11 protein-coding genes and 1 riboswitch are annotated in these 14,209 nt (G+C 39.4%); of the genes, 5 read left to right on the top strand and 6 right to left on the bottom strand.

The window, feature by feature from the left end; translation table 11 throughout:
- Positions 1-290: 290 nt before the first annotated feature.
- Positions 291-644, bottom strand: coding sequence for a hypothetical protein (locus JFV29_RS07190; RefSeq protein ID WP_201182064.1), 354 nt, complete (start codon positions 642-644; stop codon positions 291-293).
- 75 nt (positions 645-719) lie between these two features.
- The gene (locus JFV29_RS07185) at positions 720-1,838 is read right to left on the bottom strand and encodes a DUF2515 family protein (protein ID WP_201221773.1); all 1,119 of its coding nucleotides are present in this window, start codon (positions 1,836-1,838) and stop codon (positions 720-722) included.
- A gap of 795 nt (positions 1,839-2,633) precedes the next feature.
- Between JFV29_RS07185 and JFV29_RS07180 the strand changes: the two genes are divergently transcribed.
- From JFV29_RS07180 to JFV29_RS07170, 3 genes are all read left to right on the top strand, one after another.
- Complete coding sequence (locus JFV29_RS07180; protein WP_201182061.1) at positions 2,634-4,385, top strand: ABC transporter ATP-binding protein; 1,752 nt, start codon at positions 2,634-2,636, stop codon at positions 4,383-4,385.
- Positions 4,382-6,400, top strand: a complete 2,019-nt coding sequence (locus tag JFV29_RS07175; RefSeq protein WP_201182052.1) for an ABC transporter ATP-binding protein — start codon at positions 4,382-4,384, stop codon at positions 6,398-6,400. Before JFV29_RS07180 ends, JFV29_RS07175 begins: the two co-directional genes overlap by 4 nt.
- A 78-nt stretch (positions 6,401-6,478) precedes the next feature.
- The gene (locus JFV29_RS07170) at positions 6,479-6,727 is read left to right on the top strand and encodes a type B 50S ribosomal protein L31 (RefSeq protein WP_053344867.1); all 249 of its coding nucleotides are present in this window, start codon (positions 6,479-6,481) and stop codon (positions 6,725-6,727) included.
- A gap of 171 nt (positions 6,728-6,898) precedes the next feature.
- On the opposite strand, the gene metC is transcribed toward JFV29_RS07170, so the two are convergent.
- Positions 6,899-8,080 carry a cystathionine beta-lyase gene (gene metC, locus JFV29_RS07165; protein ID WP_056527873.1) on the bottom strand — a complete coding sequence of 394 codons (1,182 nt, stop codon included), beginning with the start codon at positions 8,078-8,080 and terminating at the stop codon, positions 6,899-6,901.
- The gene (locus JFV29_RS07160) at positions 8,077-9,189 is read right to left on the bottom strand and encodes a methionine biosynthesis PLP-dependent protein (protein ID WP_053344869.1); all 1,113 of its coding nucleotides are present in this window, start codon (positions 9,187-9,189) and stop codon (positions 8,077-8,079) included. The genes metC and JFV29_RS07160 overlap by 4 nt, the downstream gene beginning before the upstream one ends.
- A gap of 85 nt (positions 9,190-9,274) precedes the next feature.
- Positions 9,275-9,388, bottom strand: a riboswitch (SAM riboswitch).
- 365 nt (positions 9,389-9,753) lie between these two features.
- Here JFV29_RS07160 and fumC point away from each other — a divergent pair.
- Entirely contained in the window at positions 9,754-11,136 is a 1,383-nt protein-coding gene (gene fumC, locus JFV29_RS07155) for a class II fumarate hydratase (RefSeq protein WP_053344870.1), read from the top strand.
- Positions 11,137-11,245: 109 nt separating this feature from the next.
- Entirely contained in the window at positions 11,246-11,488 is a 243-nt protein-coding gene (locus JFV29_RS07150; protein ID WP_201182050.1) for a hypothetical protein, read from the top strand.
- Between the two features lie 91 nt (positions 11,489-11,579).
- Here JFV29_RS07150 and JFV29_RS07145 read toward each other — a convergent pair whose 3' ends face one another.
- Positions 11,580-12,725 (bottom strand): ABC transporter ATP-binding protein, encoded by a 1,146-nt coding sequence (locus tag JFV29_RS07145; protein ID WP_053344872.1) that lies wholly within the window; start codon positions 12,723-12,725, stop codon positions 11,580-11,582.
- A 131-nt stretch (positions 12,726-12,856) separates the two neighbouring features.
- The gene (locus JFV29_RS07140; protein WP_201182048.1) at positions 12,857-13,744 is read right to left on the bottom strand and encodes a PucR family transcriptional regulator; all 888 of its coding nucleotides are present in this window, start codon (positions 13,742-13,744) and stop codon (positions 12,857-12,859) included.
- Positions 13,745-14,209: the final 465 nt, after the last annotated feature.

Genomic DNA, 14,209 nt, shown 5'->3' with positions numbered 1-14,209 from the left:
CAAATGGGAGGCGGAGAAAAAAAGATAAAGAAGAGGAGAAAATATATACTGTCTCTGGAACCGGTTTGTTCATCAGGGTATTTAAACCTGGTAGATTGCTGCTGTAAATAGACTATGAACAACCAGGATGTTGACTGCGCTTTCAGCGCTTACCACCATCGTGATGTTCGTTCTTTGGAATCAAGCGCATTCATAGAATATGGAACTCGTGATAGAGAATCATTTTATTTGTTGCTGATTCACACCGCCTTAAGTATGTTGATTTTTGTGACTTATAAATATGCCTATACCTAATTTACTTCATTTTTCCTTACAGGAGTTTGGTCTACTACACAGATTATCTCTTTGAAATATCCGCAAAGATCGAGCCACTTTTCAGGGTAGATATAGATAAACCGTTCTATCGTTTCAATAGAATGTAGCACAAGGCAATCAATCGTATCTGCCTTTTTATTTTGTAAATTAGAGAGAAGTACATGTGGGATGGTGTAATAAGGATAGAGCTGATAAGGATTTAGTATGACCGGGGAAATATTTTTTTCTTCTATATATTTGTCAGTCACAATCTTTTGGATTGCAAAGCTTTCATTCGTATGTAAATCACCGATCATGTAGTTTGGATTCATTAGTACAATGCCTCTCATTTCGCTTCACCCATTCTTTTTGCTAACCATTCTTGCCAAATGGAGGATGGGGTATTCAAAGTAAGAGGCGTGAAACTAGATAATTGACTTCAATTTATTGATGTTTTTGAGTTGCTGGATATTTTCGAGCACCTTGTTGGTCAAGTCCACCTTTTTTATAATTGGGAAGGTTTGTAAATCTTCGATGAAGCTTTCCATTGTAAACCAATCGATTGAAGGTAAAGGAAAGAAGGTGTGGTCGTCCCAGGCATCAAGTAGAGTGGGACTGTAAACTTTACATTCTATTGCAGAAGGTGTTTCAGAGGTGAAAATGGACTTCCAATAATCCTCCCGAGAACCGGTATGGTGAACTGCTTTTGCAAATTGCCCCACACCTTGAAAAACAGTTGGATTCTGAAAGAGAAGTTGATATAAGATTTTTCCAGTTTCAATACGCTGCTTCGGATCAGTAAAGCGCTCAACGGTTAGTCCAGTTAAGGAATAGAGTCTGTCTTGCTTTTTTGCATAAGGAAAGATAACCGTCGTAAACCCTAAAAGTTCCTGCAGCTGAAAATCGAGCCTTCTTAGGATTTCACCATGTCGGGTACGGTTAATTACCCTTTCCTGAAGCATTCTTTGTTCATTGATGATAAGAGCGGATGTTAATAGAGGTGAATGAGGTTCAGTTAAAAACGATTCCCATATCGGTGCCATGAATCTTGAAATATGAAAGATTTGTAGAAACTTTCTTAAAGAAAACTTTCTTCGTTTGGAATGTTCATATAAAAGGAGCTGTGGAAAGGAATCTGCAAAGACTGCTGAATTTGCGCGTTCGAGGAAAAGGAAAAATTTTTGCCGATCCTCTTTGCTGAAGAGATGGGTCATGGATGAACTCTTTAAATCAGTCATATGGTATCCACCGTTTCTGGAAACCATATGAGCTAAAAAAGACCAATGAACCTCGGGATTCCGCCTGTAATAGGAAAGATAGGCTTGAGTCCTTGTTACATTATTCCGGTTCATGGCAGCTGTCTCTGTACGTACGCTCTTTACTAGAGCCGTTTCCTCAGGCAAAAATGCTTTGGATTCATCTAAAGGGTGAAAAAGCTCTTTTTGTAATTGGGATTTTAGAGTGCCAAACCTTTCTGCATCAATAATCGGATTAGTTTTGACAGGTGGTTTGCCTAACAACTTCTGCACATATTGCGAGAACATACAATCACCACGAATGTTTTTTAATTATTATATGCAGCGCACCAAGAAAGGGCTTTGCCTTTGCATCGCCCTCAAATTGTTGACTGATGAAGAAATTTTATCGTCATCGATTACTTTTCTTCTTCTTTTCCCGGTTCAATAAAATATAATAAACTATCCAGAAAAGTAACACGGGAATGAATGATAGCGGTCTATACTGGACCGGAACGGCAAATAAGATGAATATGGATGAAAATAAAAAGGGTACCGCTAGGAGTATATATTTTCTCCAATGCATATGCTGAACCTCCTTAAGGTTGAGTCGTTCTTATAAGAATAAAGGATTATTCATTAATAATCTAGAAAAGTCACAATTGACAAAAATATACACCCATAGTAATCTTTAATCACAAGGTAAAAATATCCAATAATTTATAATAAATGGAGGCGAACGTCATGACTAAATTAGATAAGCACATTGATGTGATAATCGTATATTTTCATACATCCGCCTGCCTTGAAACTTTGTCTTTATAGACAAAGGGTCGAACGTGCTCATTAATCATTTTTAAGCGCAGGTTGTGGAAGTTTCGCGGCCTGCGCCTTTTATATGTGTTTCTTACGCATCTAAAAAAGCTTCCGCTTAATTAACGGGGGCTTTTTGTTATTTAGGGAATCCGATGCAATAGCATCCTTTCAATATAAAAGATAGGAGGAATTATTAATGAGACAAATAACAATGGTGGTTCTACTCCAACCAGGAGATCCAGAAAGCGGCTAGTAAATTAATGGTGAGAACATAAGGGAGGGGAATTCATGTTTGCGATATTTAAAAAGCTGTCCTGGTACTTTAAAGAGCAATGGCAGCGTTATACCTGGGCCATTTTATTTTTATGCCTAGTGAATATTATGGAGGTTATTCCACCAAAGCTTGTCGGGAATGCCATTGATGACATGAACAACGGCAACATGACGCAAGAAGGAATCATGAAATACGTTATCTATTTGCTCATTGTCCTGTGTGTCAGCTATCTATTTGGGTACTTATGGAGTTATCTTTTATTCGGCGGCGGAAACTTGGTCGAACGAAAACTTAGATCCGGGTTTATGGGGCACTTGTTGAAAATGACGCCGGCTTTTTATGAAAAAAACCGGACAGGAGATTTAATGGCAAGGGCCACCAATGATTTAAAGGCAATCTCGCTCACTGCTGGGTTTGGGATATTAACGCTCGTTGACTCAGTTCTATTTACTATCACGGTTGTGATTATGATGGGTGCAACTATCAGCTGGCAATTGACGATTGCGGCGGTGTTGCCACTTCCAATCATGGCCCTAATGATGCAAATTTACGTGAAAAAAATTTATAAACGTTTTACGGATGCACAGGCAGCCTTTGGTAACTTAAATGACAAAGTGCTGGAATCCATTTCTGGTGTACGGGTCATCCGGGCCTATGTTCAGGAACGGGAGGATGAAAAGCGATTTGATGAAATGACTGAGGATGTATATCGTAAAAACCTCGAGGTAGCGAAAATTGATGCACTCTTTGACCCGACGATTAGCATTATCATCGGTATCAGTTATTTAATCAGTTTGGGTTACGGTGCCTATCTTGTTTTTCAACAAACCATTACACTTGGAGGTCTTGTTTCATTCAATGTGTATCTTGGAATGTTAATCTGGCCGATGATTGCGGTTGGTGAACTAATTAACGTCATGCAAAGGGGAAATGCTTCGCTTGACCGTGTTCAAGATACTCTTTCTTATGAAGCGGATGTGAAAAATTCATTGAAGCCGGAGAGGATTTCTAATCCGGAAGATATTAAGTTTGATCAAGTTTCTTTTACGTATCCATCTTCAACAGTTGTTAATCTCTCCAATATTTCCGTTCAACTTGAGCGTGGGCAGACCCTGGGAATCGTAGGAAAAACTGGAAGTGGAAAAACGACATTCGTGAAGCAGTTACTACGGGAATATCCATTAGGAAACGGGGAGATTGCTTTTTCAGGTATGCCGTTAGAGAAACTGGAGCTTGAAGATATTCGTAAATGGATCGGGTACGTTCCGCAGGATCATTTTTTATTCTCAAAGTCTGTGAGAGACAATATCTTATTCGGTAAATTGGATGCAACGGAAGATGAACTGGCTGAAGCTATCCGGCTTGCGGATTTTGAGAAGGATTTAACGATGCTGCCTAAGCGTCTTGAGACACTTGTCGGTGAAAAGGGGGTCGCTCTTTCAGGTGGGCAGAAGCAACGGATTTCGATTGCAAGGGCCCTGATTAAAAATCCGGAAATCCTTATATTGGATGATTCCTTATCAGCCGTCGATGCAAAGACAGAAACGACAATCATTGAAAATATCCAAAATGAACGGTCGGGGAAAACGACCATCATCACAACACATCGCTTATCAGCCGTTCAGCATGCCGATCGAATTATCGTGTTGGACAGCGGAGAGATTATCCAAGAAGGAACTCACGAAGATTTACTGAAGCAAAATGGCTGGTATAGGGAGCAATATGAGCGACAACAAATTGACGCAGAAACGGAGGTGAGAGCATGAAGGTGGTAAAGAAACTCTATCAATACGCTGCTCTTTATAAAAAATTGATTATTGGTGCCCTAATCATGCTAGCGCTTTCCGTTGCCGCTGACTTAACGGGTCCATTCATCGCTAAAAAAATCATTGATTCTCACATACTTGGTATCGAATCTTCTTGGTATGAAACGGAAAAAGGGAAAGATACTGTCGAGTACGGTGATAATTGGTATAAACGGGCAGATTATTTTACTGAAGATGAGAAGAAAGGAAAAGAAGTCCATGTATTGCAGGTTAGCAATCAATTCGTCTTCGTCAATGAAGCTGTTGCCATCGATGGCGATAGAACCTTAGAAAACCAAACATTAATAATTGAGAAAAACGGAAAAGAGCAAATGGTATCAGTAGAGAAATTAACAAGTCAGGAATTAATGGAGTTTTACCAACCAGAAATTCCGCGAATTATAAAGCTTGTAGCTTTTTACTTTGGTCTTGTTATCATTTCTTCTGTTTTTCAATATGGGCAGAGTTTTTATTTACAGAAAGCTGCGAATCGAATTATTCAGAAGATGAGAAATGATATTTTTACTCATATTTCCCGATTGCCCATTCGTTATTTCGATAATATGCCCGCTGGGAAAGTTGTTGCTAGGGTTACTAATGACACTGAGGCGATTCGAGAGTTATATGTGACGGTGCTCGCCAACTTCTTTTCAAGCACGATTAATATTATCGGCGTTCTCATTGCTTTGTATATTTTGGATGCGCGTGCAGGGCTCATGGGCCTTTTACTTATTCCCATTATCGTTATCTGGACGAAGGTATATCGCAAATTCGCCTCGAAATATAATCACATTATTCGGGAACGAGTCAGTGATATTAACGGGATGATCAATGAATCCATTCAAGGAATGAACATCATTCAGGCATTCGGACGTGAAAAGGAGACAAAACATTCTTTCGAAAAATTGAACCGGGAGCATTACTCGTATCAAAATAAAATGCTCAATTTAAATTCATTAACGGGAGGAAACTTGATTGGTGTCATTAAGGTCATGGCGCTAATAGCATTTGTATGGTATTTCGGCGGGATGTCGCTTACAGCAAGTTCAGCTATTTCTTTAGGGTTAATGTATGCAATTGTTGATTTGATCAGTCGTCTGCTTCATCCGCTTCACGGGATTGTCAATCAGTTTGCTAACCTAGAACAAGCGCTTGTTGCAGGGGAGAGGGCATTCAGTTTATTGGATGAGCAGGGATTAGAAGTCAGTGATGAAAACATTTCCCGATATAAAGGAAACGTGCAATTCGAAAATGTCTCATTCGGCTATAAAGAAAATGAATATGTGTTAAAAAACATTTCATTTTCTGCGCAACAAGGTGAGACAGTAGCTTTAGTTGGTCATACTGGTTCGGGAAAGAGTTCAATAATGAATTTGTTGTTCCGTTTCTATGATAGTAGTGAAGGACAAATCAAGATTGATGGAAGGGATATTTTAGATATTCCTCATCAAACACTTAGAGAGCATATGGGAATTGTCCTTCAGGATCCATATTTATTTACTGGAACCATAGCTTCCAATATCAGCCTTAATCATAAAGATATCACAAGGGAAATGGTTGAAAAGTCATTAAAAGATGTAGGCGGGGACAAAGTGCTGAAGCATCTGCCTCTAGGGCTAGATGAGCCGGTTATTGAAAAAGGCGGGACATTGTCTTCAGGACAGCGGCAGCTAATCTCTTTTGCACGCGCGCTCGCATTTAATCCGGCGATTTTGATTTTGGATGAAGCCACTGCAAGCATCGATACAGAAACAGAGGCCATTATCCAGGAAGGAATGGAAGTACTAAAGAAAGGAAGAACGACCTTTATCATTGCACATAGGCTTTCCACGATTAAAAATGCCGATCAAATTCTTGTACTGGATAAAGGACGGATTTCTGAGCAGGGGACACATGAAGAATTAATGGAGTTGAAAGGAAAGTACTATCAAATGTATGAACTGCAGGCTGGGTCGCATAAGGGAATGGCTGGATAAAACCTAGTGGAATAATGAAGGGAGAAATTAAGAATAATTTTTCAGAAAATGAGGGATACTTACGAAGAGGTGATAATAATGAAACAAGGAATTCATCCTGATTATCAGCAAGTAGTATTTATGGATACTAACAGTGGTTATAAATTTATTACAGGCTCTACGAAAAAATCTAACGAAACAATTAAGTGGGAAGACGGTCAAACTTATCCTTTATTAAAAGTAGAGATTAGTTCAGATACGCATCCTTTTTATACCGGCAAGCAGAAATTTGCTGAAAAAGGCGGACGTGTGGATCGCTTCTTAGAAAAATATAATATGAAGAAATGATGTTAAGGCTATCGAGAAATCGATGGCCTTTATTTTTATTTTGGGAGATGGAAGAACTCGTGGGTAAATTAAGGTTTATAATTTTTTTAGTAATAACGTAGTGAATGCCTCATTTAAAATCCTAATAATAGAAAAAAGGGTTGCTCCAGGCACCCTTTTTTTCTATATATTTTATTTAACTGGAATAGCATGCGCTTTTGCACTTTTTACAAGAGCAGCGTCAAAGTCTTTAATTAAATCATCTGGATTCTCAAGGCCGACAGAGAGGCGAAGCAGGCTGTTGGTGATGCCTCGTTTTTCCCTTTCATCAGCAGGCATGGCAGCATGGGACATTTTTGCCGGGTAGGATAATATCGATTCTACTGCTCCAAGACTAACCGCAAAAACAGGAAGTTCGACAGTGTTCACAAATGAGCGGAAAATTTCCTCGCTTTCTAGTTCAAATGATAAAACTGCACCTGCACCAAGGGCCTGTCCTTCCTGGATTGCATGCTGTGGATGATCAGTAAGCCCAGGGTAATACACCTTTTTCACTAATGGCTGCTGTTTTAAGTAGTCTGCAATTTTTTCTGCTCCTTTTTGAGAGTGTTCCATTCGTACAGACAAGGTTTTCAGACCTCTCATAACAAGCCAGGCATCCTGGACACCAAGTACCGCTCCAAAGGAGTTTTGAAGGGAACCGAGTCTTTCAGCCAATTCAGGATCTTTTACGACAGCAAGCCCAGCTACGACATCACTGTGTCCGGATAAAAACTTCGTCGCACTATGAAGGACAACATCCGCCCCTAAGTTCAGCGGTTTTTGCAGAGCTGGTGTCAAGAATGTATTGTCGACAAAACTCAATGCGCCGACTTTTTTTGCGATATCACAAACGGCTTTAATATCAGTCACTTTAAGCAATGGATTTGAAGGTGTTTCAATGTATATCGCTCTCGTATTAGGTTGAACGGCCGCTTTAACGCTTTCGAGGTCCGTCATATCAACGAAAGTATGCTCGATGTTGAAGCGGGTCAACACGCTTGTAACCATCCGGAACGTACCGCCATACACATCTTCTGAGATGACGATATGGTCGCCAGCAGAAAGCAGAAGGAATGCTGTTGAAATGGCCGCCATACCTGATGAAAAGGCAAAGCCGCGAGTACCATCTTCAAGCTCGGCAATGATATCTTCAAGTGCTTCCCGTGTTGGATTTCCGCTCCTGCTGTAATCGTACTTGCCGAATGTATCGATATCAGTTTGATGGAAAGTGGAAGCGTGCTGAATAGGGACACTCACACCGCCTGTTGTCGGATCGAATTTATGCTGGTTATGAAGTAATTTGGTTTCAAAACTGAAATCATGATTAGTCATCGTAGTGCCTCCCTTTTTACATGTGCAAATGCTTGTTGCAGGTCTTGAATTAAATCGTCGCTGTCTTCGATGCCAACCGAGAAGCGTAGAAGTCGATTACAAACCCCATTAGCAGTTCTAACTTCAAGAGGGATATCGGCATGTGTTTGTGTAGCAGGATAGGTGATGAAGCTTTCAACGCCTCCAAGACTTTCTGCAAATGAAATTAATGAAAGTGATTGTAAAAATGGATTGACCGCTGCTTCGTCAATTATCCGGAAAGAAATCATACCACCTCTGCCGGGATACAGGACGTCCGTTACACATTCATGTTCTGATAAATAATCTACAAGGATTTTGGCGTTCTTTTCATGACGTTCCATCCGCAGTGCCAGGGTTTTCATTCCGCGCATTAACAGCCATGAATCAAATGGGCTCAACACCGCTCCTGTTCCATTATGATGGAAGGCAATCGAATCACATAATTCTGCACCTTTAGCCACGATTAGTCCAGCAAGAACATCATTATGACCACCGAGATACTTCGTTGCGCTATGGATTACAATATCGGCTCCAAGCAGGATAGGCTGCTGCAGAAGCGGCGTATAAAAAGTGTTGTCAACAATCAACAGTAAATTAAATTGTTTGGCAAGTGCGGCAACAGCGCTAATATCTGTTTGCTGCATAAGAGGGTTAGTGGGAGTTTCGATAAAGATGGCTTTTGTTTGAGGAGTAATAGCTTTTTCGATATCCTCTAAACAACAAGTGTTTACATAGTCACACTGTAAGCCCCATTTTTTAAAACCTTGTTCTAGCAAACGATATGTACCACCATATAGATCTTCGCTGACTATCCATGCATCACCTGATTTAAATAAGGCTAGTATGGTAGAAATGGCCGCCATTCCTGAACTGCAAGCATATCCTTGGTCACCTCTTTCAAGGTTGGCGATGGATTGTTCCAAAAGTTGACGTGTTGGATTACCTGTCCTTGTGTAATCGAATCCAGTTGATTGGCCAATTCCTTCGTGGCGGAAAGCTGTCGAAAAGTAAACCGGCGGATTGACTGTTCCTGTCGCCGTTTCACTGCGATTACCTAGTTGAGCAAGATATGTTTCTGTTTTATACATAGTTTTCACTGCTCCTTTGTGTTTTATAAAATAAAAAAAAGTCTTCTTTAAGAAGAAGACTTGGTTAAGCATGGACGAGTCATTCTTCTTATCTTCCAAGTTCACAAACTTGTGGAATTAGCACCTTTTCATTGGTTTGAAACAAATGAAGGTTGCTGAGGTGTCATCGGGCCATTCCCTATACCTCTCTCGATAAGAGTTTAGATTATTCAATTTCTTTTGAATTTACTATATATATAAAGTGCTGTCAAGAACATTCTGGGAAAATATTGCTCGATAATTCTTTATTGGTTAATTAAGACTAGCGTTGTCAAAACATGATTGGTCCAATGAAAAACCCCTAAATATTGTGGAAAACGCGATGGTATAAGGTGTTGAGATTCTTTAAAAGACTTTGTTTAATTAAATGGATTTTCTGAAATATAGGGAAGGATTTGTTCTGTTTCTTTGCTTTAAAATAATAAAGTTTGTACAATGTATAGAGAGAAGAATTAATAATATGTCATTATTCATTTCATATACATAAGGTTTTCGGTGGATAGTGCAAACATAGGAGGAGAACACATGGAATACAGAATCGAACGAGATACGATGGGTGAAGTGAAAGTTCCTGCTGATAAGTATTGGGGAGCACAAACCGAGAGAAGCCGTAACAACTTCAAAATTGGTAATGAAAAAATGCCGATTGAATTAGTCCGTGCGTTTGCATATGTAAAGCAAGCGGCAGCTAAAGTGAACTATGACCTTGGTGATCTTTCTGAAGTGAAAAAGAATGCCATCGTTAAAATTTGTGGCGAAATTCTAGAAGGTACACTTGATGAACATTTCCCTCTTGTGGTCTGGCAAACAGGCAGTGGCACGCAAAGTAATATGAATGTGAATGAAGTGGTCGCTAACAAAGGGAATGAATGGTTAAAAGAAAACGGTGAGTCCGAAACCCTTCACCCAAATGATGATGTCAACAAGGCGCAAAGCTCTAATGACACATTCCCAACTGCTATGCATATTGCAGCCTATATGGAAGTTGCTGAAAAATTAGTACCGGCTATTAAAGTACTTCGTGATACTTTTGCAGCAAAAGAAAAAGAATTCTGGGATCTTGTGAAAATTGGACGTACACATCTTCAAGATGCAACACCACTAACTTTAGGCCAAGAAATCTCTGGTTGGAAAGCGATGCTTGATAAAGACTTAGTGATGATTGAAGAAAGCAGTCAAAAACTATTGAATCTAGCACTAGGCGGTACAGCTGTAGGTACTGGGATCAATACGAAAAAAGAATTTCCAGGACTTTCTGCAAAACAAATAGCGGCGGATACAGGACATTCTTTCGTAACATCGGATAATAAGTTCCATGCATTAACAAGTCATAACGAAATTGTTTACGCTCATGGCGCATTAAAAGCATTAGCAGCGGACTTAATGAAAATTGCGAACGATGTTAGATGGCTGGCAAGCGGCCCAAGAAGCGGAATCGGTGAAATCGCTATTCCTGAAAACGAGCCAGGCAGCTCTATCATGCCAGGTAAAGTAAATCCTACACAAAGTGAAGCGTTGACAATGATTGCGACACAAATTGTTGGTAACGATGCAACAATCGGCTTTGCAGCAAGCCAAGGTAACTTCGAATTGAACGTATTCAAACCAGTTATCATTTATAACTTCCTACAAACTGTTAAATTATTGACAGAAGGCATTCACTCTTTCAACAATAATTGTGCAGTAGGCATCACAGCGAATGAAGATAAAATCAAAGAAAATGTTGACCGTTCTCTTATGCTAGTAACAGCATTGAACCCACATATCGGTTATGAAAAAGCAGCTAAAATTGCCAAAACTGCATTCAAAGACAACTCTACATTAAAAGAAGCAGCGTTGAAATTGGAATTCTTGACTGATGATGAATTTAAAGCATGGGTAGATCCTGCTAACATGGTTAATAAATAATTGCCTATGATCACCCTCCCGCTGTTTTTAGGGAGGGTGTTTTAAGGTGTTAAAATAATAGAATAAACAAATACTGGGTATATAAGTTTCTAGAACAGGAGGGAATACAATGGCTTTATGCCCGCTTTGCAACGGCCTCAGAAAAATTCATATGAATTGCCCGGAATGTGGCAGTGATCTTGATGATAAAGGGAAATTCATGGATTATGCTGATTCATACAGTGCATACATGGATATAGATACGCTTAAGCAAAACGATGGATACCCGCAATCGCTCCAAAAAGGTCAATGTCCACACATCATGAACTGCTCTAAATGTGGACATGATGAAGTGGTACTTGTGCAGGAATAGATTTTATAGATATAGTAGAGTTCAAGACCTTAGCTGAAATATACGCACAAAGACCCATTCATATGAACGGGTCTTTGTTTTGATATGAAATTTAATTAGAAAGTAACTTCAAGCCATACTCCATTTGTGATTCTCCTTCAGCAAAAATGCGCTGCTCGGACCCTTTATCAAAAAAGTGGGCTTTATTCATGTCGAGAGCAAGTTCAATATTATCGCCTGCTTGGATGATGTTTTTTGCATCGATGCGCGCGACGAAGTCCTGGCCAGCGAATGTCGAGTAGAGCATAATTTCGGCACCCATGAGTTCAGCTACATCGACTTGAGCCGTGAATGTAGTGTTTGGAGACTCCTTGATGTAAGCCCCTTCATTATGGAAATCCTCTGGACGGATGCCAAGGATAATTTCTTTTCCGATATAGCCTTGATCACGCAGCGTATTCATTTTCAATTCGGGTACTTCAAGCGTTTGCTCCCCAATTTTAATGATGCCTTCTTTTAATGTTCCGGTAAAGAAGTTCATAGCTGGTGATCCGATAAAGCCACCCACGAAGACATTCACTGGTTTCTCGTACACGTCTTTTGGTGCGCCGACCTGCTGGATGATACCGTCCTTCATAACAACAAGTCGTGTGGCCATGGTCATTGCTTCTGTTTGATCATGAGTGACATAAATTGTTGTAGTGTCCAGTCGTTTATGTAGTTTTGCGATTTCAGCACGCATTTGAACCCTGAGTTTGGCGTCAAGATTTGATAATGGCTCATCCATTAAAAAAACTTTTGCGTCTCGTACAATTGCACGACCGAGTGCCACACGCTGGCGTTGTCCACCTGAAAGTGCTTTCGGTTTCCTATTTAAAAGGTCTTCTAGACCGAGGATTTTTGCTGCGTCATTGACCCGCTGCTTGATTTCCATTTTTGGCGTTTTACGGAGTTTTAATCCAAATGCCATATTGTCATAGACGGACATATGAGGATATAAGGCGTAGTTCTGGAAAACCATCGCAATATCACGATCTTTCGGTGGGACATCATTGACCCGCTTGCCGTCAATATATAAATCTCCTTGGGAAATGTCTTCAAGTCCCGCAATCATCCGTAAAGTCGTCGATTTTCCGCAACCGGACGGTCCCACGAAAACAATGAATTCTTTATCGGCCACACGAAGGTTAAAATCTTTAACAGCTGTTTCTTTTTTATCATAAACCTTAAATATATGATCTAATACTAACTCTGCCATGAAAATTCCTCCTTTTAAACTCCTAATTACTTGTACCAATAACTATAGTCTAATCTATCAAATTGGAAAAAAGTATAGGCACACTGCACAAAAAAGGATAATAATTCCTTTGTTAACTTTGCAAATAGTAGTTAATCATTCAGCAAAAGAATTAAGTAAGCAGCCAAGGCATGCGGAAAGTTTCTAATATCGAGTCCAGTTTTTTCAGTAAATTTATCTATTCGGTATTGTAGGCTGTTTCGATGTATATAAAGTTGCTTTGCGGCATAGGTTGCATTGGAATTGCACTCAATATACGTTTTTATCGTCTTCATTAGTTCAGTATCATTCATGGTTTTACCGAGTATTTCATTGATATACCAAGTTTTACTCGTTGCAGATTGGTCACTTATCAGTGAGTGAGGAATGATGTCGGCCAAATCAGTCACTTTTAAATCTGGCAAATGCAATTGTGCCAGGTCAAAACACTTATTCTCCTGATTTCTGTGATAAGGGAGTTCTTGGTTTACAGAGTGAAAGCGACCGGTAAACATTCGAGTCTTAACATAAAAATCACTCTCAAGCGTGGTTGAAATAGCAAGCAGTTCATTTTTTGATAACGACTCATCTGTGTCTGTTTCAATTAAAATACCCGCCTTTTCATTTTCCCAGATCAAGACTGAATCAGATGGGACAAATGCGAGGAAGGCATCCTCGAAATGGGAGTGCGAAAAATCAGCATGAGTCAGATTAAAGTGGATAAACCGGACATTCTCCCAGCTTGTTAAAGGCAAGGATGCATTCGGTTCGAATAAAAAAGTATTCCATGGTGTGTGAGGAAACGTGTTAATTTTATTTTGGTAAAATAAAGGAGTAAAGAGTAGTTCCAACAAACGGATTTCCTCGGCCGAAATTTCTGAACGGGGAATACCGATTGTGCTCCCAATAGAGTCTTCAAACCAAATATAAGAAGTAATGTTCTTCGTATCTTGTATATTGGAAAGAGCGTTTGGGAATTTTTGTTTAAGCTTTTCAAGCATCGTGTTCACCTTCTTTCTCACTATCTATCTCATTATAGCGAAAAAGAATAAAGTGGAAAAGAAACAATGGTATTACAAGTTATTAGAAAAACAATAGGACAAGGACATTGATTTTCAAGCTATTTTAATAGTTTTTTTCGAAGTAATGATTCTATACCTAAAATTACACCAATAAACCCAAATGGACGGAGGAAATAGTCGTATTGCTTTTATTATGTAATTTGTGAAAGACACTGTTTTTCAACGTATGATTTTCTTGCAACCTTGCAAACATGATTCCTTATAAATGTCATATTCAAATCAGAAGCGATCAAGTTACCGGCAAAATTACTTTGACCTATGCAGTCAAAGACGAAGGAAGAAGTCGTTCCTTCTTTAATATTATGAGCTATTTTCTCATACCTCTCTGATTTCATAATAAGGATAATTTGATATTTTAATATAATAAATGATTTGCTGGAATTA

The sequence above is a fragment of the Peribacillus sp. TH16 genome (assembly GCF_016651095.1).
Lineage (GTDB): Bacteria > Bacillota > Bacilli > Bacillales > DSM-1321 > Peribacillus > Peribacillus butanolivorans.
This window is presented reverse-complemented; position numbering and strand designations above follow the sequence as displayed.

What these genes read in the sequence shown, in the direction of transcription:
- JFV29_RS07150 (WP_201182050.1), top strand. Translation starts at nt 11,246, where the DNA reads ATGGCTTTATGCCCGCTTTGCAACGGCCTCAGAAAAATTCATATGAAT.
- JFV29_RS07180 (WP_201182061.1), top strand. Translation starts at nt 2,634, where the DNA reads ATGTTTGCGATATTTAAAAAGCTGTCCTGGTACTTTAAAGAGCAATGG.
- fumC (WP_053344870.1), top strand. Translation starts at nt 9,754, where the DNA reads ATGGAATACAGAATCGAACGAGATACGATGGGTGAAGTGAAAGTTCCT.
- JFV29_RS07160 (WP_053344869.1), bottom strand. Translation starts at nt 9,189, where the DNA reads ATGTATAAAACAGAAACATATCTTGCTCAACTAGGTAATCGCAGTGAA.
- JFV29_RS07145 (WP_053344872.1), bottom strand. Translation starts at nt 12,725, where the DNA reads ATGGCAGAGTTAGTATTAGATCATATATTTAAGGTTTATGATAAAAAA.
- JFV29_RS07175 (WP_201182052.1), top strand. Translation starts at nt 4,382, where the DNA reads ATGAAGGTGGTAAAGAAACTCTATCAATACGCTGCTCTTTATAAAAAA.
- JFV29_RS07170 (WP_053344867.1), top strand. Translation starts at nt 6,479, where the DNA reads ATGAAACAAGGAATTCATCCTGATTATCAGCAAGTAGTATTTATGGAT.
- JFV29_RS07140 (WP_201182048.1), bottom strand. Translation starts at nt 13,744, where the DNA reads ATGCTTGAAAAGCTTAAACAAAAATTCCCAAACGCTCTTTCCAATATA.
- JFV29_RS07185 (WP_201221773.1), bottom strand. Translation starts at nt 1,838, where the DNA reads ATGTTCTCGCAATATGTGCAGAAGTTGTTAGGCAAACCACCTGTCAAA.
- JFV29_RS07190 (WP_201182064.1), bottom strand. Translation starts at nt 644, where the DNA reads ATGAGAGGCATTGTACTAATGAATCCAAACTACATGATCGGTGATTTA.
- metC (WP_056527873.1), bottom strand. Translation starts at nt 8,080, where the DNA reads ATGACTAATCATGATTTCAGTTTTGAAACCAAATTACTTCATAACCAG.